Origin of the sequence: Streptomyces sp. NPDC016562 (genome assembly GCF_043076955.1) — a bacterium.
GTDB lineage: Bacteria > Actinomycetota > Actinomycetes > Streptomycetales > Streptomycetaceae > Streptomyces.
This window is the reverse complement of record NZ_JBIBRZ010000001.1, coordinates 1,704,881-1,722,120: the sequence shown is the minus strand read 5'-3', so window position 1 is coordinate 1,722,120 and position 17,240 is coordinate 1,704,881. Positions and strand designations below refer to the sequence as shown.

The following is a 17,240-nucleotide window of genomic DNA, read 5'->3' as shown; positions in this document are numbered from 1 at the left end:
GAGGGCTACGCGGGCTTGCGGGGGCCGGGGCGGGCCTGGGTGAGGGCGGCGCCCGCCAGCACGATGGCGGCGCCGACCGGGGTGTTCCAGTGCAATTGCTCGCCGAGCACCAGCACGCCCGCCGTGGTGGCGATGACCGGGATGAAGTAGGTGACCATCTGGGCGGTGGTCGGCCCGACCTCCGTCACCAGTCCGTACTGCATCTGCAGGGCCATCCCCGTGCCGAGCGCCCCCAGCGCGATGACCGACAGGGTCGGCCAGAGCGGGAACGAGCCCGGCGTCGTCGTGAACAGGGCGCTGACCAGGGCGAGCTGGAGCGTGGAGACGATCAGCTGGCCGCCGGTCAGGGCCACCGGGGAGCCGGGGGTGCCGGCCAGTGTGCGGCGGACGTAGATCCAGCCGACGGGGTAGCAGAGCGAGGCCAGCAGGGCGAACGCGGTGCCCTTGGCGTCGACGCCGGAGAAGCCGTGCCAGGCGCCGAGGACGGTGAGCACGCCGAGGAAGCCCAGGCCCAGGCCGGCGAAGCGGCGGCGCGTCGGGCGGTCCTCGGACAGGGCGACCATCGACAGGGCCATGCCCCACAGCGGCGAGGTGGCGTTGCAGATGCCCGCCAGGCTGGACGGAATGCTCAGCTCCGCGTACGCGAAGAGCGAGAACGGGGCGGTGTTGAGCAGGAGCGCCGCCACGCTGAGGTGGCCCCAGGTGCGCAGCCCCCGGGGGAGCGGTTCGCGGCGGACCAGTAGCACGGTGAGGAGGGCGAGCGCCCCGAACAGCACCCGGCCCAGAGCCACCTGGAAGGGCGCGTACGCCTCCGTGCCGACCTTGATCAGGAGGAAGCTGAAGCCCCAGACGACCGAGAGGATCGCGAAGCGGACGCGCCAGTCGCACAGACCGCCCCGCCGGGTGGGGGTGACCGTGGGGGAGAGGGAGGGAGTGGCCGGGCGGGCGGTCGTGGGTGCGCTCATGGCCCTTACTGTGCTCGTATCAACTTCGTAGGACAAGCGAGAGTTTCTCCGCGGGTCGGCGTAGCATCGCTTACATGTTGAACCTGGAGCGCCTGCGCACCCTCGACGCCCTCGCCCGCCACGGCTCGGTCAGCGGCGCGGCCGACGGCCTCCACGTCACCACCTCCGCCGTCTCCCAGCAGATGGCCAAGCTGGAGCGCGAGGTCGGCCAGCCGCTGCTCGCCAGGAACGGACGCGGCGTCCGGCTCACCGACGCGGGGCGGCTGCTCGCCGATCACGCGGCCCGGATCATCTCCCAGGTGGAGCTCGCCCAGGCCGACGTCGAGGCGCAGCGGGGCTGCGCCGTCGGCGAACTGCGGATCGGCGCCTTCGCGACCGCCATGCGCGGGCTGCTGCCCCAGGTGCTGTCCACGCTGCGCGCCGGGCATCCGGAGCTGCGGGTCCGCGTGCGCGAGGAGGAGCCCGAGGAGAGCATGGCGGCCGTCGTGCGCGGGGACCTCGACCTGGCCCTGGCGATCGACTGGTACAACAAGCGGATGCCGGTGCCCGCCGAGCTCACCCGGACGCACCTGCTGGACGACTCCGTCGACATCGCGGTCCCGGCCGGCCACCGCCTCGCCGACCGGTCCGAGATCTCCCTCGCCGAGTTCGCCGACGACGACTGGATCTCCTGGAAGGAGGGACAGTTCTGCCACGAGTGGCTGGTCTTCACCCTGCGGGGTACGGGCAGCGAGCCGCGCATCGCCCACATCGCCGAGGAGCACCACACGCAGCTGGCCTTCGTGGAGGCCGGGCTCGGGGTGTGCGTGGCGCCCCGGCTGGGCCGCGGCCCGGTGCCCCCGGGCGTACGGCTCCTGCCGGTCTGCGACACCGTGCGGCGCCACGTGTACGCGGTCTGGCGCGCGGACGCCGACCGGCGGCCCTCCATCCGGGCCGCGGTCGAGGCCCTGCGCGAGGTGGCCGCGCGGTAGCGGCCGCGCGCGGGCCGCACCCCGGCCGCACCCCGCGCGGTTTCGCGCAAGGCGCCTACAGCTTGCGGAAGTCCCAGGAGACGACCGACTCCGGGGTGAGGCGGATCCAGGCGTGCCGTCCGTCGTGCGGCATCTGCGGGATCCCGAAGTTCTTGGCCGGGAAGATCCGTTCGGCCTCGGCCAGCTCGGGGCAGGGCTCGCCCGTGCGCGGGGCCTCGCCCACGAAGACGGCGCTGCCGGACAGTTCCACGCCGCGCAGCTCGTCGTACGACTCGCCCGCGTCCACGACCACCGAGATCCGCGGATCCTTGCGCAGGTCGGACCAGCGGCGGCTGCGGGTGATCGAGTACAGCCACAGCGAACTGCCGTCCCAGGCGAACCACAGGGCGCCCACGTGCGGGCGCCCGTCCGGGGAGACCGTCGCCACCCGACAGGTCCTCTGCTCGCGCAGGAAGGCGTCCACTTCCGCGTCGCTCATCATGATGCGGCGGCCCCGCCGCTGCGTCTCGCTCACCCGTGCCTCGTCCATCCGTCCCGCACCCCTTCACATCTGACTGTGTGTCAGGAATCATGAGGGCTCTTCCGTCGCCACGCCAGGGGGAGTCATGCCGGATCTGGACCCCGCCACCACCGCGCTGCTCACCGTCGAATGCCAGAACGGCGTGGTCGGCGAGGAGAGCGCGTTGCCCGAGCTGGCCAAGGAGGCCCGGGACTCCGGCATGCTGGAGCGGGTGGCCGCGCTGGCCGACGCGGCGCGCGGGGCCGGCGTACAGGTGCTGCACGCGATCGCCGAACGGCGGCCGGACGGGCTCGGCGCGAACAGCAACGCGCGGCTGTTCCGCGCCGCCGGCAGGCTGCCCGTGCGCCAGCTGACCGGGAGCCCGGCGGTCGAGGTCGCCGCCCCGATCGTCGTGGCCGCACAGGACCTGGTGGTCCGCCGGCTGCACGGGCTCTCCCCGATGGCCGGCACCGGTCTCGACGCCCTGCTGCGCAACCTCGGCGTCCGCACCCTGGTCGTCACCGGGGTCTCCTCCAACATCGCCATCCCGAACACCGTCTTCGACGCCGTGAACCTCGGCTACCAGGTCGTCGTCCCGGCCGACGCCATCGCCGGCGTGCCCACCTCCTGCACCGCCGAGGTGATCCGCAACTCCCTCGCGCTGGTGGCGGTGATCACCACGGCCGAAGCGCTGCTCAATCAGTGGGCTCCCGCGTCCTGATCGCCGTAACCTGGGCGGATGTTGTCCGAAGTGATCGCGACGCGCTACGTCACGCCCCTGCGTGAGGGCGGCTCGCTCCCGGGAATCGTCGAGGCCGACGACTACGGGACCTATGTCATGAAGTTCACCGGCGCCGGGCAGGGCCGCAAGACCCTGGTCGCCGAGGTCGTCTGCGGCCGCCTGGCCCAGAGGCTGGGCCTGCGGGTCCCGCGGCTGGTGCAGATGCAGCTCGACCCCGTCATCGGGCTCGGCGAGCCCGACCAGGAGGTGCAGGAGCTGCTCAAGGCCAGCGGCGGACTCAACCTCGGCATGGACTACCTGCCCGGCTCGATCGGCTTCGATCCGCTCGCGTACCAGGTGGACCCGGTCGAGGCGGGGCGCGTGGTCTGGTTCGACGCCCTGATCAACAACGTCGACCGGTCCTGGCGCAACCCGAACATGCTGGTCTGGCACGGCGACGTCTGGCTCATCGACCACGGCGCCACCATGATCTGGCACCACAACTGGCCGACCGCCGCGGCCGCGGCCGCCAAGCCCTACAACGCCTCCGACCACGTCCTGGCCCCCGTGGGCCCCGACATCGCGGCCGCGGCGGCCGCGCTCGCGCCGCTGGTCACCGAGGAGCTCCTCACGGAGGTCGCCGCCGACGTCCCCGACGAGTGGCTGGTCGACGAGCCCGGCTTCGACACCACCGACGCCGTGCGCCGCGCCTATGTGGAGGCGCTGCTGCCGCGGGCGGCCACGATCCACGAGAGGATCTCGCTGGAGGCCGAGGTCAAGGCCCCGGCCGGACCGCCCGGCTGGCTCACCGACCACCTGCCCGAATGGCCGCACAAGACCAAGAAGAAGAGCGACGACGAGTGACCGAGCGGGACGTGTTCGAGTACGCGCTGGTGCGCGTGGTGCCCCGGATGGAACGCGGCGAGTGCTTCAACGCCGGCGTGATCGTCTACTGCCGGGCGCATTCCTACGTGGCCGCGCGCACCCACCTCGACGAGGCGAAGCTCCTCGCGCTGGACCCCCGGGCCGACGTGGCCGGCGTACGGGCCGCCCTGCGCGGGGTCGAGGGCGTGTGCGCGGGCGGGGAGGCCGCGGGACAGGCGGCGGGTGACGACCCGGGGCGCCGGTTCCGCTGGCTGATCGCGCCGCGCAGCACCGTGGTGCAGCCGGGACCGGTGCACACCGGCCTGACGGCCGATCCGGCGGCGGAGCTGGAGCGGCTGCTGGACCTGCTGGTGCGCTGACGTGCGGGGCCGCGCCGTTGACACGGGGTGCCAGGGCTCCTAGCGTCTCCTCAGCTGAAGCTACTAAGCGGTTGCTCACCTCTGGGCGGCCGCCTCTCTAGGGCGAGGAGATCCAGCATGTCCACCACCGAGCAGCGCGTCGCGATCGTGACCGGGGCGGCCCGGGGCATCGGCGCGGCCACCGCCGTGCGCCTGGCCGCCGAGGGCCGGGCCGTCGCCGTACTCGACCTCGACGAGGCGGCCTGCAAGGACACCGTGGAGGCCATCACCGCGGCCGGCGGCAAGGCCCTGGCGGTCGGCTGCGACGTCTCCGACGGGGCGCAGGTGGAGGCTGCCGTCGCGCGCGTCGCCGACGAGCTGGGCGCCCCGACCATCCTGGTCAACAACGCGGGCGTGCTGCGCGACAACCTGCTGTTCAAGATGAGCGAGACCGACTGGGACACGGTCATGAACGTGCACCTGCGCGGGGCCTTCCTGATGTCGAAGGCCTGTCAGAAGTACATGGTGGAGGCCAAGTTCGGCCGCATCGTGAACCTCTCCAGCAGCTCGGCGCTCGGCAACCGCGGCCAGGCCAACTACTCCGCGGCCAAGGCGGGCCTGCAGGGCTTCACCAAGACGCTGGCCGTCGAGCTCGGCAAGTTCGGCGTCACCGCCAACGCCGTCGCCCCCGGCTTCATCGTCACCGAGATGACCGCGCAGACGGCCGCCCGCGTCGGGATGGGCTTCGAGGACTTCCAGGCGGCCGCGGCCACCCAGATCCCCGTCCAGCGCGTCGGCCGTCCCGACGACATCGCCAACGCCATCGCCTTCTTCACGGGCGAGGCCGCGGGCTTCGTCTCCGGCCAGGTCCTGTACGTGGCCGGCGGCCCGCTCAACTGACGAGTCCACGAGAGGCAGGGCGCACGCCATGACGTACAACGGAACGGACAGCGGCAAGGTCGCGCTGATCACCGGCGCGAGCCGGGGCATCGGCTACGGCATCGCCGAGGCGCTGGTCGCGCGCGGTGACCGGCTCTGCATCACGGGGCGCAGCGAGGAGGCCCTCAAGGAGGCCGTCGAGCGGCTCGGCGCGGACCGGGTGATCGGCGTCGCGGGCAAGGCGCACGACGAGGAGCACCAGGCCGTCGCCGTCGAGCGGACGATGGAGGCCTTCGGCCGCGTCGACTTCCTGGTCAACAACGCGGGCACCAATCCGGTCTTCGGGCCGATCGCGGACCTGGACCTCGGGGTCGCCCGCAAGGTCTTCGAGACCAACGTGATCTCGGCGCTCGGCTTCGCCCAGCGGACCTGGCACGCCTGGCAGAAGGACAACGGCGGTGCGATCGTGAACATCGCCTCCATCGCCGGGGTCTCCGCCTCGCCCTTCATCGGGGCGTACGGGATGAGCAAGGCCGCCATGATCAACCTCACGCTCCAGCTCGCCCACGAGATGGCACCCGGTGTCCGGGTCAACGCCATCGCCCCGGCAGTGGTCAAGACCAAGTTCGCGCAGGCGCTCTACGAGGGCCGGGAGCAGGAGGCGGCGGCCGCCTATCCGCTCGGGCGGCTGGGGCTGCCCGAGGACATCGGAGGGGCCGCCGCGTTCCTCACATCCGCACAAGCGGAATGGGTGACGGGCCAAACTCTGGTCGTCGACGGAGGGATGTTCCTCAATGCTGGAGTGCATTGACCGATAATCGGACACATTCGCCTCCGAAAGGGAGGTAAATGTGTATCGAATATGCACGGAACCGGTCAAGTGCCTCACGAAACCACCCCATTGGATTCGTGAGGCACTGCGGTAGGGTCTGCCGCACCCCTGGCTGATCGAGGAGCGTGCACGTGTTCAACCGGACCAGATGCCTGCAGATCTCTGCGGCCGTTGCGTCCATATCCCTGCTCGCCGGATGCGGCCTGCTGTCGGAGGACGACGGCGACGATATGAAGAGGATCGTCGTCGGTACCACCAGCGCACCGAGCACCCTCGATCCCGCGGCGGCCTGGGACGGCTCCTGGGAGCTGTACCGGAACGTCTACCAGACCCTGCTGGCCTTCCCCACGGGCTCCACCAAGCCCCAGCCGGACGCCGCCCAGAGCTGTGACTTCACGGACGGGGCGAGCCAGGCCTACCGCTGCACCCTGCGCAAGGGCCTGAAGTTCTCCAACGGCGAGCCGCTCGACGCCAAGGCCGTCAAGCACTCCCTGGACCGGATCCGCACCATCGGCTCCAAGGTCGGCCCCAAGGACCTCTTCGGCAGCCTCGACAAGATCGAGACCCCGGACGCGCTGACGGTCGTCTTCCACCTGAAGACCTCGGACGCCACCTTCCCGTACGTCCTCGGCTCGCCCGCCGCCTCGCTGGTCGCGCCCAAGGACTACCCGGCCGACAAGGTGCGCGAGGACGGCAAGGTCACCGGCTCCGGACCGTACGTGCTCGACTCGTACAAGGAGGGCGGCGAGGCCGTCCTCAGCCGCAACGGCAGCTACGCGGGCTTCGCCAACCGCCGCAACAACGGGGTGACCATCCGCTACTTCGCGGACTCCCCGAAGATGGTCGCGGCCCTGAAGGCGAAGGAGATCGACGCCACCTACCGAGGCCTGTCGGCTCCGGAGATCACCGACCTGCAGACCCCCGCCTCGCACGCGCTGGGCGTCCAGGTGGTCGAGAACGTCGGCGCCGAGATCCGCTACCTGGTCTTCAACCCGCAGGACCCGGCGGTCAACAAGCTCGCGGTCCGCCAGGCCATCGCCCAGGTCATCGACCGCGGCACGCTCGTCTCCAAGGTCTACCAGGGCACCGCCGAGCCGCTGTACTCGATGGTCCCCAAGGGGGTCGTCGGCCACAAGACGCCCTTCCACGACAAGTACGGCCCCGCCGACGTCCCCAAGGCCAAGAAGATCCTGCGCGACGCCGGGATCACCCAGCCGGTCGAGCTGACCTTCTGGTACACCACCGACCGCTACGGCTCCTCCACCGCCGACGAGTTCACCGAGCTCAAGCGGCAGCTGGACGAGAGCCTCCTCTTCAAGGTCACGCTGCGCAGCCAGCCCTGGAAGGCCTTCCAGGAGGGTTACAAGAGCGGTCAGTACCCGGTCTTCGGCCGCGGCTGGTTCCCCGACTTCCCGGACCCGGACAACTTCATCGCGCCGTTCGTCGGCAAGGAGAACGCGGTCGGCACCCCGTACGAGCAGGCCGAGATCCTCAACGAGCTGCTGCCCAAGACCCGCCGCGAGGGCGACCGCTCGTCGGGAGTGCGCGAGTTCGAGAAGGCGCAGCAGATCTTCGCCGAGGACGTGCGGCTGCTGCCCCTGTGGCAGGGCAAGCTGTACGTCGCCGCACGCGAGGACATCGCGGGCGCCGAGCGGGCGCTGGACCCGCAGACCGCCATGCAGATGTGGGAGCTGTACCGCAAGACCAGCTGGTAGGCGCGCCGGGCGTGCGGCCGGCCGCCCCGGCCGCCCGACGCGTTGTCAGTGGCCCCCGGTAGGTTCTGGAGCAGTCGCACGAACTTGTACCGGAGGTTTTCACCGTGACCCAGATGCTGCCCGAGTCCTGGCTCCCCGTCCTCGGCGGGGAGCTGGACCAGCCCTACTTCCAGGAACTCACCGAGTTCGTCGAGAAGGAGCGGGCGAACGGGCCGGTCTATCCGCCCCACGAGCAGGTGTTCGCGGCCCTGGAGGCCACGCCCTTCGACCAGGTGAAGGTGCTCGTCCTGGGCCAGGACCCCTACCACGGCGCCGGCCAGGGTCACGGCCTGTGCTTCTCCGTGCAGCCCGGGGTCAAGACCCCGCCGTCGCTGCGCAACATCTACAAGGAGATGAAGGAGGAGCTCGGCCTGCCCATCCCGGACAACGGGTACCTCATGCCGTGGGCCCGGCAGGGCGTGCTGCTGCTCAACGCGGTGCTCACCGTCCGCGAGGCCGAGCCCAACTCGCACAAGGGCAAGGGCTGGGAGAAGTTCACCGACGCCGTGATCCGCGCGGTGTCCGAGCGCCCCGACCCGGCCGTCTTCGTCCTGTGGGGCGCCTACGCCCAGAAGAAGATCCCCCTGATCGACGAGGAGCGGCACGTGGTCGTCAAGGGCGCCCACCCCTCCCCGCTGTCGGCCAAGAAGTTCTTCGGGTCCCGGCCCTTCACGCAGATCAACGAGGCCATCGCCGCGCAGGGCCATGAGCCGATCGACTGGCGGATCCCGGACCTCGGCTGACGCACCCCCGCGCCTCGGCGCCAATACCGGTACCTCCGGCTAGCGTCTGGATGATCAGACCGGAGCAGGTCTGGCAGAGCTAGCCGGAGGCCGCGATGACGGAGCAGCAGGAGACGTCGGAGGACGCCGTCATGACCAGGATCGGCCAAGCGGTCATCCTGCTGCACGCCGGGGACCGCGAGGAGGCCCGCAACCGGCTCGGCGAGATCTGGTCCGAGATCGGCGAGGAGGGCGACTCCCTGCACCGGTGCACGCTCGCCCACTACATGGCCGACGCCCAGGACGATCCCGCCGACGAACTGGCCTGGGACCTGAGGGCCCTGCGGGCGGCCGACGTGCTGGGCGCCGGGGACGGCGCCGGTACCGGTCCCGGGGAGGGAGCGGGCGGGCCGCGCGAACCGCATCCGGCGATGCGCGTGTTCTACCCCTCGCTGCACCTGAGCCTGGCCGCCGACTACGTGAAACTGGGGCGCCCGGAGGCCGCCCGGGTCCACCTGGCGCGGGCCCGCGCGGCCACCGGCGCGCTGTCCGACGACGGATACGGGAACGGCGTACGGGCGGCCATCGCCCGGCTGGAGCGGCGCCTGGCCACGGAGCCGGACGGAGGCCCCCGGCCCTTCCCGGAACAGTCCCCGTGAGTGCCGGCGAGTCCCCGTGAGCGCTGTGGGTCCGTTCCCCTGGATCCCTGGGTCCCTGGATCCCTGGATCAGTTCCCCTGGACCCCGCCGCAGATACGGGCCTCCGGGCTGTCCGGGTGCCAGCGGCCGTGCCGGCGGCCCAGCACGCACACGTCGGCCGGCCGCACCGGCAGCTTGCGCAGCAGCTCGCGCTCGACCTCGGCGTCGGGCCGGGAGCGCGGTGGACGGCCGTCGGGACGCCCGGAGGCCGGGCCGGCGTGCCGGTGCGGCTCCGGGATGTCCGGCACCGGCAGCGCGTCCGGCGCCGACCCGTCGGGGGCGCCCCGTTCGGGGCGCTGGGCGGAGCGCGGGGCGGGGGCGGAGGCCGCGGGCCGCGCGGGCTGCTCCGGAGCCGCCCGCAGCGCCTCCAGGGCGGGCGCCTGGACGACCACCGGGGCGGACCCGGGCCCGGTGCGCGGCTCGTGCCGGGGCGGCACCCCGGCCGCGGGGGCGGCCGTCGGCTGGACGGGACCGGGGCTCACGCTCACACAGCCGGAGACAGCCGAGACGGCACAGGCGACTCCGAGCAGCAGCGTTGTCGTGGTTCGGGTTGGATGCACTCGCGCAACTCTGCTGTGCGAGCACCCCGTTGCGAAAACCCTGGGCGGATATTGACCCCGCACGGGTGACGGCCGATCCGCCGGACACCGCCGCGGGCGTCTGTGGGGTGCCTGCCCCAACCGCCGCGTACGCCCCGGCCGTCAGTCGCCCGTCGCGCCGTCGATCTGCTCGCGCAGCAGGTCCGCGTGGCCGTTGTGGCGCGCGTACTCCTCGATCATGTGGGTGTAGACCCAGCGCAGGCTGAACACCTCGCCGCGGTGGTGGTTCTCGGCCTGCGAGAGGAGGTCGAGCGAACGGCCCCCGGCTGCCTGGCGCGCCAGCTCCACCTCGGTCTGCCACACCCGGTGGGCCTCGGTCCAGGTGTCCTTGTCGGTGAGGTGGAAGTCCCCGTCCGGGTCCTCGCTCGTGCAGTACAGCTCGGGGAGGTCCTCGCCCAGCATGATCTCCCGGAACCAGTACCGCTCCACCTCCGCCATGTGCCGCACCAGGCCCAGGAGGCTCAACTCGGAGGGCCGCAACGGCGTGTGGCGCAGCTGCTCGTCCCCCAGCCCCTCGCACTTCCAGACGAGGGTGGAGCGGTGGTAGTCGAGCCAGCCGTCGAGCATGTCCCGCTCGTCGGCGGTGGTGGAGGGTTCGCTGCGATGTGATCCGGAACTGGTGGTCATGGGGGACATCCTCGGGGAACCGGGCCCGTGCCACCAGGGATTAAGCTGCGGGAATCCCACCAGGCACGAACCAGGAGGCTCCCGGTGAAGGTCGGCTGCATCGGACTCGGCGACATCGCGCAGAAGGCGTACCTGCCCGTCCTCACCACGCGCCCGGGCGTCGAACTGCACTTGCAGACCCGGACCCCCGCCACGCTGGAGCGCGTCGGGGACGTCCACCACGTCCCGGCCCGGCAACGGCACACCGATCTGGACGCACTGCTCGCGGCAGGGCTCGACGCGGCCTTCGTGCACGCCGCCACCGTGGCGCACCCCGAGATCGTCACGCGGCTGCTGGAGGCCGGCGTCCCGACGTACGTGGACAAGCCGCTCGCCTACGAGTTCGCGGACTCGCGGCGGCTGGTCGAACTGGCCGAGGAACGGGGGGTCTCCCTCGCCGTCGGCTTCAACCGCCGGCACGCCCCCGGCTACGCGCAGTGCGCCGACCACCCGCGCGACCTCATCGTCATGCAGAAGAACCGCGTCGGACTGCCGGAGGACCCTCGCACCCTGGTGCTCGACGACTTCATCCACGTCGTCGACACCCTGCGTTTCCTGCTGCCCGGCGAAACCGACCACGTCGACGTCCGCGCCGTGGTGCGCGAGGGGCTGATGCACCAGGTGGTGCTCCAGCTCTCCGGTGCCGGTTTCACCGCGCTCGGCATCATGAACCGCCTGTCGGGCTCCACCGAGGAGATCCTGGAGGTGTCCGGCCGGGACACCAAGCGGCAGGTCGTCAACCTCGCAGAGGTCATCGACCACAAGGGGCAGCCGACCGTCCGCCGCCGGGGGGACTGGGTCCCGGTCGCCCGGCAGCGCGGAATCGAGCAGGTCGTGGACCGGTTCCTGGAGTCGGTCGAGGCGGGCGAGGTGCTCAGCGCACGGGACGCGCTCCTCACCCACGAACTGTGTGAGCGGGTGGTGCGCTCGGCTCTGGAGCAGGCCTCCTGAGCGACCGTACGCCCGCCGCCGCGCAGAAGGCCGCCAGGACCGCCAGGGACGCGGCCACCGGCCAGTCCCCGAAGCGGACGTAGAGGGTCGTGCCACGGGCCAGCGGGACCTCGTACACCGCCGCCGCGGCGGCGGTCGTGGGCAGGGCGGAGCCGATCCGCTCGCCGGACGGGCCGTGCACCACGCTGACGCCCGTCAGGGTGGCGTGCACCATCGGGCGGCCGTTCTCGGCCGCCCGCAGCGCGGCCAGCGAGGCGTGCTGGGCGGGCGCCCAGCTGTCCTGGAAGGTCGAGGTGGCCGACTGGGCGACGAGCAGGGCGGCCCCGTCGCGGGTGAGGCGCCTGCTCATGTCCGGGAAGGCCGACTCGAAGCAGACCAGGGGCCCCAGGCGCAGGCCGGGGCCGCCGCCGGTCCGCTCGGGCAGGTCCATCACCACCGGAGCCTCGCCGCGCATGCGGTCCTCGCCCGCGGCCTTGCCGACCGAGGTGGCCCAGCCGAGCAGCGCCCTGGCCGGTACGTACTCCCCGAAGGGGACGAGCCGCATCTTGTCGTACCGGTCGCCGGTGGGCCCCTGGGGGCCCAGGAGCACCGCGCTCTTGTAGATCCCGGGGCGGTCGGCCCGCCGCGCGTCCACGTTCACCAGCAGCGGAGCCCCGACCTCCGCGGACAGCGAGGCCAGCCGCCGGGCCAGGTCCGGGCGGGCCGCCAGGTCCTCGCCGACGCTGCTCTCGCCCCACACCACGAGGTCGACGGGCCGGCCGGCCAGGCTCCGGGTCAGCCGCTCACCGGCCGCGAACCGCCGCTCCGCGCTGTCCGGCCCGTCCGCCACCGGCCCCGGCTGTACGACGGCCACGCGCAGCCAGCCCGAGTGCTCCGGGCGCTCGGCCCACACCCACACCGCCCCCGTGAGCACCGCGCACCCCGTCATCCCGGCCAGCGCGGGGAGCCGCGCCCCCGGCGCCGCGATCAGCAGCACCAGCGCGCAGTTCACGGCCACGACCAGCAGGCTGACCAGCCACACGCCGCCCACCGAAGCCAGCCGCAGGGCGGGCGGCACCTGCCACTGGCTGGCCCCCAGCAGTCCCCACGGCCCGCCCAGCCCCTGCCAGGACCGGACCAGCTCCGACAGCAGCCACGCCGCCGGTACGAGGACCAGCGCGGCCGCCGCCCGGCCCGCATCGGGCTGCCCGCCGAGCAGGTGCCGCACCAGCAGCGCCCAGGGGATCCACACCAGCCCGACCAGAGCGGCCACCGGCACCAGGAAGACGTGCAGGCTGGGCAGCAGCCAGTGGTGGACCGCCACGATGAAGGCGGCGCCGCCGAGCCAGCCCTCCAGGGCCGCCCGCCGCCCGGTGGGGGCCGACCGCAGCAGCAGCATCCACGGCGCGAGGGCGACGTAGGCGAACCACCAGAGCGCGGGGGCGGGGAAGGCGAGGGCGGGCAGTGCGCCGGCGGCGGCCGCCGCGGGCCCGCGCCACCGCCGTACCAGCCCATTGCGCATCGGGACCATGGCGCCTCCGCTTCCAGTGTGTGTAGTCACGGGCGGCCGGGCCAGGCAGGGGAGCCGGGGCCGGCCGCACGGGCTCAGACGGCGAGGTGGCGCCACTTCTCGTGCACGGTGACGCGCGTGAGCCGCCAGCCCTCGCCGGTGCGGGCCAGGGCGAAGGCGTAGCGGCCGGCGGCGACGAAGTTGGGCGCGGTGACCGTACCGCTCTCGGCCCCGGCCCCCTCCAGACGCATCGGATTGAGGAAGTCCGCCTGTACTTCCGCGCTGTCACCGGGCGAACCGCCCAGGTCCTCCAGCCGGATCAGCCGGTTGACGATCAGGTGCTGGCGCACGGGGAAGAGCCGCATGGTCTCCGCGAGCCAGTCGGCGACCTCCGCCACCGGGCCCTCGATCCCGCCCGCCGAGGTGTAGTCGACCCGGCCGCCGGCGGTGAACAGGGCGCGGTAGGCGGCCCAGTCGCCGTCGTCGACCGCCACCGCGTAACCCGACACCACCTCGTCGATCGCCAGCCGGTCCATTACCGTCGCGAGGTCCACACGCTGCGTCATCGCGCCAGTGTGGGGCTGCGGGGGCGCCAGGCCAAGGGGCGTGCGCCGGACGGATCCGCGCGCGGCCGGTCAGTGACCGGAACGGGACTCCCGCTGCCGGACCACGACGAGGAACGCGTCGCTGTCGAGATCCATGACCACCTCGGCCGCCACCCCCTCCCGCAGGCGCTGCGCGGCGTACTCCTCGGCGGGCCAGCTCCCCCGCGGACTTCCGGCCGGAAAACGCTCCAGAACCACTCGACCCATGGGACACCCCCTGCTGTTTGCCTTCCGGCCTCTTTCCGTCTCTTCAGGCACAACGACGCACGAGCCGCCCGGGAACGTTCCCGGGCGGCTCGAGGTTCACGCGGAGTGGTGAGGGGGGCGTGGCGGGGGCGGTGGTGCCTACTGCCCGGACTCGCCGGCGTGCGGGCTCAGCACGTCCGTGCCGACCAGCACGAACAGGGCGACGCCCAGCACGATCCGGTAGATCACGAAGGGCATGAAGCTCTTGCTGGAAATGAATTTCATGAACCACGCGATGACGACGTAGCCGACGAAGAAGGCGATGACCGTCGCGAAGACCGTCGGACCCCAGGAGATGTGACCGGGGTCCTCGACCACGTCCTTGATCTCGAAGGCGCCCGAGGCCAGCACGGCCGGGATGGCCAGGAGGAAGGAGTAACGGGCCGCCGCCTCGCGGGTGAAGCCCAGCAGCAGGCCGCCGGAGATCGTCGCGCCGGACCGGGAGACGCCCGGGATCAGGGCCATGGCCTGGCAGAGACCGAAGATCAGGCCGTCCTTGACGCTGAGCTCCTTGAGCGTCTTGCGCTCGCGGATGGCGCGGTGGCGTCCGCCCTCCTCGTCACGGGCGGCCAGCCGGTCGGCGACGCCGAGCACGATGCCCATCACGATGAGGGTGGTGGCGGTCAGTCGCAGATCGCGGAACGGGCCTTCGATCTGGTCCTTGAAGGTGAGGCCGAGGACGCCGATCGGAATCGAGCCGACGATCACCAGCCAGCCCATCTTCGCGTCCTGCTCGGAGCGCAGCGCCTTGGTGTACAGCGACCGGAACCAGGTGGAGATGATCCGCGCGATGTCCTTGCGGAAGTAGATCAGTACGGCGGCCTCGGTGCCGATCTGCGTGATGGCGGTGAAGGCCGCTCCCGGGTCCTCCCAGCCGGCGAACGCCGCGGTCAGCCGCAGGTGGGCGCTGGAGGAGATCGGGAGGAACTCCGTAAGCCCCTGGACGAGACCGAGGATTAGGGATTCGAACCAGCTCATGTCGGGGTGCGCTCGTCCTTGTGATCGTCGGGCAGTTCGCGTCCGATGCTAGGGCCCGTGCGAAGCGCCGCTGACCACTGGGGGGTGCCGGGGCGCCAGTTCGCACGCCGGGGCGCCGGTGCGCGCCGGCGCCAGGCGGTGCCTCTTGCGCCAGGCGACGGCTCCGGCGCCCACCACGGAGACGACGATGAAGCCGAAGGACACGAGGAAGGCGGGCGATCCGGGGGAGGAGGCGCTGGCTCCGGCGATCACGTACGCCGCCGTGTTCGGGACGACGCCGACCGCCGTGGCGAGCAGGAAGGCACCCCAGCGGCAGCGGGACAGCGCGGCGCCGTAGTTGGCCACCACGAAGGGCACGCCGGGGAAGAGCCGGACGGCGAGCACGGAGCGGAAGCCGTGCCGGCTGAGCTGGCCGTCCGCCGCCTCCAGCCAGCGGCCGCGCAGGTACGGGCGCAGCGCCTCCTGGCCCATGATCCGGCCGAGGCCGAAGGCGATCGCGGCGCCGAGGACGGTGCCGGCGACCGCCGCGAGGAGGCCGAACGCGGTGCCGAAGACGGCACCCGCGGCCAGGTTGAGCAGGGGGCGCGGCACGAAGGCCGCCGCGCACACCCCGTACGCGGCGGCGAACAGCAGGACCGCGGCGCCCACCGGGAGTCCCGGGGGCCAGCCCTCCGAGAGGATGCGCTGGGGCTCGTACAGCAGCACGCACACGCCGGCCGCGACTAGCAGCACGACGAGCAGCGACAGCCGGATCCACGGCGCCAGGAGGAGGGACACCCGGGGAGACTAGCCGACCCGTGTGACGGCGCACCGTAATCCGGGTCTCACGCGGGCGGACGGCCGGTGGCCCCCGGGCGCCGCCCGTCCGCCCAACGGTCCCGGCGTACGCGGAAGTTCCCGCGCGGAAAATCATTCGACGGCCCCGGCCCGGTCCGGCAGGATCGGGGGCATGTCCCGGTTCGCCTTCCTCGCAGCGCCGTCCGCAGTCGCGGACGCGCCGAAGGCTGCCGTGTACGCAGCAGCGCTCTTCGCCGCACTGGCAGGCGCACCTGTCCCCGCCGCATTCGACGGCGCACGAAGCTGACCCTTCCCGGATCGTCCGGCGGACCCCGCAGGGGGAGGGTCGGTTCGGTTCAGGGGTCCCGTCCAGCTTCCAGCCACGGGAAAAGACATCATGGCCAAGACGGCCTTCGTGCGGACCAAGCCGCACCTCAACATCGGCACCATGGGTCACGTCGACCACGGCAAGACCACCCTCACCGCCGCCATCACCAAGGTCCTCGCCGAGGGCGGCGGCGCCTCCTTCGTGCCCTTCGACCGCATCGACCGGGCGCCCGAGGAGGCCCGCCGCGGCATCACCATCAACCTCACGCACGTCGAGTACGAGACCGACACCCGGCACTACGCCCACGTGGACATGCCAGGGCACGCGGACTACATCAAGAACATGGTCACGGGCGCCGCGCAGCTCGACGGGGCGATCCTCGTCGTCTCCGCGCTCGACGGGGTCATGCCGCAGACCGCCGAGCACGTGCTCCTCGCCCGGCAGGTCGGCGTCGACCATATCGTGGTGGCGCTCAACAAGGCCGACGCCGGGGACCCCGAGCTGACCGACCTCGTCGAGCTGGAGGTCAGCGAGCTGCTCACCGCTCACGGCTACGGCGGTGACGCCGCGCCGGTCGTACGGGTCTCCGGGCTCGGGGCGCTGGAGGGCGACCCGCGGTGGACCGAGGCGATCCGGGCGCTGCTGGACGCGGTGGACACGTACGTGCCCACGCCGGTGCGGTACACGGACGCGCCGTTCCTGCTGCCGGTGGAGAACGTGCTGACCATCACCGGGCGCGGGACCGTCGTGACGGGCGCCGTCGAGCGCGGGAGCGTCCGCCTCGGCGACCGCGTCGCGGTCCTGGGCGGCGACGGAGAGCCGGTGGAGACGGTGGTCACCGGCCTGGAGACCTTCGGAAAGCCGATGGAGTCCGCCGAGGCCGGGGACAACGTCGCGCTGCTGCTGCGCGGAGTGCCGCGCGACGGGGTGCGCCGCGGGCACGTGGTGGCCGCTCCCGGCAGCGTGACGCCGCAGCGGCGCTTCACCGCGCAGGTGTACGTCCTGTCGGCGCGCGAGGGCGGCCGTACGACACCGGTCGCCACCGGCTACCGGCCGCAGTTCTACATCCGCACCGCCGACGTGGTGGGCGACGTGGACCTGGGGGAGGCCGCCGTGGCCCGGCCCGGGCAGACGGTCACGATGACCGTCGAGCTCGGACGGGACGTCCCGCTGGAGTCGGGGCTCGGCTTCGCGATCCGCGAGGGCGGGCGGACCGTCGGCGCGGGGACGGTGACGGCCGTGCTGGGCTGATCCGGCCGGATCGGTCCGCACCCCCCTGTGGTGACGGCGGCGCGGCTGCGCCAGACTGCCGTCACCACAGGCATGCGCGGAGGGGC

General features: G+C 72.4%; 20 protein-coding genes. 11 read left to right on the top strand and 9 right to left on the bottom strand.

Going from position 1 to position 17,240, the window contains the following annotated elements; translation table 11 throughout:
- Window positions 1-5 precede the first annotated feature (5 nt).
- The gene (locus ACF059_RS07955; RefSeq protein WP_392052880.1) at window positions 6-1,001 is read right to left on the bottom strand and encodes a DMT family transporter; all 996 of its coding nucleotides are present in this window, start codon (window positions 999-1,001) and stop codon (window positions 6-8) included.
- Window positions 1,002-1,039: 38 nt separating this feature from the next.
- Between ACF059_RS07955 and ACF059_RS07950 the strand changes: the two genes are divergently transcribed.
- Window positions 1,040-1,936 (top strand): LysR family transcriptional regulator, encoded by an 897-nt coding sequence (locus tag ACF059_RS07950; protein WP_392052876.1) that lies wholly within the window; start codon window positions 1,040-1,042, stop codon window positions 1,934-1,936.
- A gap of 55 nt (window positions 1,937-1,991) precedes the next feature.
- Here ACF059_RS07950 and ACF059_RS07945 read toward each other — a convergent pair whose 3' ends face one another.
- Complete coding sequence (locus ACF059_RS07945; RefSeq protein ID WP_392053149.1) at window positions 1,992-2,450, bottom strand: pyridoxamine 5'-phosphate oxidase family protein; 459 nt, start codon at window positions 2,448-2,450, stop codon at window positions 1,992-1,994.
- Window positions 2,451-2,541: 91 nt separating this feature from the next.
- Between ACF059_RS07945 and ACF059_RS07940 the strand changes: the two genes are divergently transcribed.
- The 8 genes from ACF059_RS07940 (at window position 2,542) to ACF059_RS07905 (ending at window position 9,225) form a co-directional block, all read left to right on the top strand.
- Window positions 2,542-3,156: a cysteine hydrolase gene (locus ACF059_RS07940; RefSeq protein WP_392052873.1), complete on the top strand. Its 615-nt coding sequence runs from the start codon at window positions 2,542-2,544 to the stop codon at window positions 3,154-3,156.
- An 18-nt stretch (window positions 3,157-3,174) separates the two neighbouring features.
- Window positions 3,175-4,020, top strand: a complete 846-nt coding sequence (locus tag ACF059_RS07935) for a HipA family kinase (RefSeq protein WP_392052870.1) — start codon at window positions 3,175-3,177, stop codon at window positions 4,018-4,020.
- Window positions 4,017-4,400 carry a DUF3037 domain-containing protein gene (locus ACF059_RS07930; protein WP_361947126.1) on the top strand — a complete coding sequence of 128 codons (384 nt, stop codon included), beginning with the start codon at window positions 4,017-4,019 and terminating at the stop codon, window positions 4,398-4,400. The genes ACF059_RS07935 and ACF059_RS07930 overlap by 4 nt, the downstream gene beginning before the upstream one ends.
- A gap of 117 nt (window positions 4,401-4,517) precedes the next feature.
- Entirely contained in the window at window positions 4,518-5,279 is a 762-nt protein-coding gene (gene fabG / locus ACF059_RS07925; protein WP_392052867.1) for a 3-oxoacyl-ACP reductase FabG, read from the top strand.
- Window positions 5,280-5,307: 28 nt separating this feature from the next.
- Window positions 5,308-6,069 carry an SDR family oxidoreductase gene (locus ACF059_RS07920; RefSeq protein ID WP_360898302.1) on the top strand — a complete coding sequence of 254 codons (762 nt, stop codon included), beginning with the start codon at window positions 5,308-5,310 and terminating at the stop codon, window positions 6,067-6,069.
- 152 nt (window positions 6,070-6,221) lie between these two features.
- Window positions 6,222-7,805: an ABC transporter substrate-binding protein gene (locus tag ACF059_RS07915; protein WP_392052863.1), complete on the top strand. Its 1,584-nt coding sequence runs from the start codon at window positions 6,222-6,224 to the stop codon at window positions 7,803-7,805.
- 113 nt (window positions 7,806-7,918) lie between these two features.
- Window positions 7,919-8,587, top strand: coding sequence for a uracil-DNA glycosylase (locus ACF059_RS07910; protein ID WP_361947222.1), 669 nt, complete (start codon window positions 7,919-7,921; stop codon window positions 8,585-8,587).
- A gap of 95 nt (window positions 8,588-8,682) precedes the next feature.
- Window positions 8,683-9,225, top strand: a complete 543-nt coding sequence (locus ACF059_RS07905; protein WP_392052860.1) for a hypothetical protein — start codon at window positions 8,683-8,685, stop codon at window positions 9,223-9,225.
- A gap of 68 nt (window positions 9,226-9,293) precedes the next feature.
- Here the strand turns inward: ACF059_RS07905 and ACF059_RS07900 are convergent, their stop codons facing one another.
- Both ACF059_RS07900 and ACF059_RS07895 read right to left on the bottom strand, forming a co-directional pair.
- A complete protein-coding gene (locus ACF059_RS07900) occupies window positions 9,294-9,824 on the bottom strand; it encodes a hypothetical protein (protein ID WP_392052857.1) in 531 nt (176 codons plus the stop codon).
- A gap of 141 nt (window positions 9,825-9,965) precedes the next feature.
- The gene (locus ACF059_RS07895; RefSeq protein WP_366868859.1) at window positions 9,966-10,490 is read right to left on the bottom strand and encodes a DinB family protein; all 525 of its coding nucleotides are present in this window, start codon (window positions 10,488-10,490) and stop codon (window positions 9,966-9,968) included.
- Window positions 10,491-10,574: 84 nt separating this feature from the next.
- Here ACF059_RS07895 and ACF059_RS07890 point away from each other — a divergent pair, with 84 nt between their 5' ends.
- Window positions 10,575-11,480, top strand: a complete 906-nt coding sequence (locus ACF059_RS07890) for a Gfo/Idh/MocA family protein (RefSeq protein ID WP_392052853.1) — start codon at window positions 10,575-10,577, stop codon at window positions 11,478-11,480.
- Here ACF059_RS07890 and lnt read toward each other — a convergent pair.
- The 5 genes from lnt to ACF059_RS07865 form a co-directional block, all read right to left on the bottom strand.
- Window positions 11,425-12,981, bottom strand: coding sequence for an apolipoprotein N-acyltransferase (gene lnt, locus ACF059_RS07885; protein ID WP_392052850.1), 1,557 nt, complete (start codon window positions 12,979-12,981; stop codon window positions 11,425-11,427). The genes ACF059_RS07890 and lnt overlap by 56 nt on opposite strands.
- 83 nt (window positions 12,982-13,064) lie before the next feature.
- On the bottom strand, window positions 13,065-13,535 hold the full coding sequence (locus ACF059_RS07880; RefSeq protein WP_392052847.1) for a nuclear transport factor 2 family protein: 471 nt from the start codon (window positions 13,533-13,535) through the stop codon (window positions 13,065-13,067).
- Window positions 13,536-13,604: 69 nt separating this feature from the next.
- Complete coding sequence (locus tag ACF059_RS07875) at window positions 13,605-13,781, bottom strand: hypothetical protein (protein ID WP_360898318.1); 177 nt, start codon at window positions 13,779-13,781, stop codon at window positions 13,605-13,607.
- 138 nt (window positions 13,782-13,919) lie between these two features.
- The gene (locus ACF059_RS07870) at window positions 13,920-14,798 is read right to left on the bottom strand and encodes an undecaprenyl-diphosphate phosphatase (RefSeq protein ID WP_360898320.1); all 879 of its coding nucleotides are present in this window, start codon (window positions 14,796-14,798) and stop codon (window positions 13,920-13,922) included.
- A 48-nt stretch (window positions 14,799-14,846) separates the two neighbouring features.
- A complete protein-coding gene (locus ACF059_RS07865) occupies window positions 14,847-15,575 on the bottom strand; it encodes a TVP38/TMEM64 family protein (protein WP_392052843.1) in 729 nt (242 codons plus the stop codon).
- Window positions 15,576-15,972: 397 nt separating this feature from the next.
- Here ACF059_RS07865 and tuf point away from each other — a divergent pair, with 397 nt between their 5' ends.
- Window positions 15,973-17,154: an elongation factor Tu gene (gene tuf, locus ACF059_RS07860; RefSeq protein ID WP_392052841.1), complete on the top strand. Its 1,182-nt coding sequence runs from the start codon at window positions 15,973-15,975 to the stop codon at window positions 17,152-17,154.
- The last annotated feature ends 86 nt before the right edge of the window (window positions 17,155-17,240 follow it).

What these genes read in the sequence shown, in the direction of transcription:
- ACF059_RS07950 (WP_392052876.1), top strand. Translation starts at nt 1,040, where the DNA reads ATGTTGAACCTGGAGCGCCTGCGCACCCTCGACGCCCTCGCCCGCCAC.
- ACF059_RS07940 (WP_392052873.1), top strand. Translation starts at nt 2,542, where the DNA reads ATGCCGGATCTGGACCCCGCCACCACCGCGCTGCTCACCGTCGAATGC.
- ACF059_RS07935 (WP_392052870.1), top strand. Translation starts at nt 3,175, where the DNA reads ATGTTGTCCGAAGTGATCGCGACGCGCTACGTCACGCCCCTGCGTGAG.
- fabG (WP_392052867.1), top strand. Translation starts at nt 4,518, where the DNA reads ATGTCCACCACCGAGCAGCGCGTCGCGATCGTGACCGGGGCGGCCCGG.
- ACF059_RS07920 (WP_360898302.1), top strand. Translation starts at nt 5,308, where the DNA reads ATGACGTACAACGGAACGGACAGCGGCAAGGTCGCGCTGATCACCGGC.
- ACF059_RS07910 (WP_361947222.1), top strand. Translation starts at nt 7,919, where the DNA reads ATGCTGCCCGAGTCCTGGCTCCCCGTCCTCGGCGGGGAGCTGGACCAG.
- ACF059_RS07905 (WP_392052860.1), top strand. Translation starts at nt 8,683, where the DNA reads ATGACGGAGCAGCAGGAGACGTCGGAGGACGCCGTCATGACCAGGATC.
- ACF059_RS07895 (WP_366868859.1), bottom strand. Translation starts at nt 10,490, where the DNA reads ATGACCACCAGTTCCGGATCACATCGCAGCGAACCCTCCACCACCGCC.
- lnt (WP_392052850.1), bottom strand. Translation starts at nt 12,981, where the DNA reads ATGCGCAATGGGCTGGTACGGCGGTGGCGCGGGCCCGCGGCGGCCGCC.
- ACF059_RS07880 (WP_392052847.1), bottom strand. Translation starts at nt 13,535, where the DNA reads ATGACGCAGCGTGTGGACCTCGCGACGGTAATGGACCGGCTGGCGATC.
- ACF059_RS07875 (WP_360898318.1), bottom strand. Translation starts at nt 13,781, where the DNA reads ATGGGTCGAGTGGTTCTGGAGCGTTTTCCGGCCGGAAGTCCGCGGGGG.
- ACF059_RS07870 (WP_360898320.1), bottom strand. Translation starts at nt 14,798, where the DNA reads ATGAGCTGGTTCGAATCCCTAATCCTCGGTCTCGTCCAGGGGCTTACG.
- tuf (WP_392052841.1), top strand. Translation starts at nt 15,973, where the DNA reads ATGGCCAAGACGGCCTTCGTGCGGACCAAGCCGCACCTCAACATCGGC.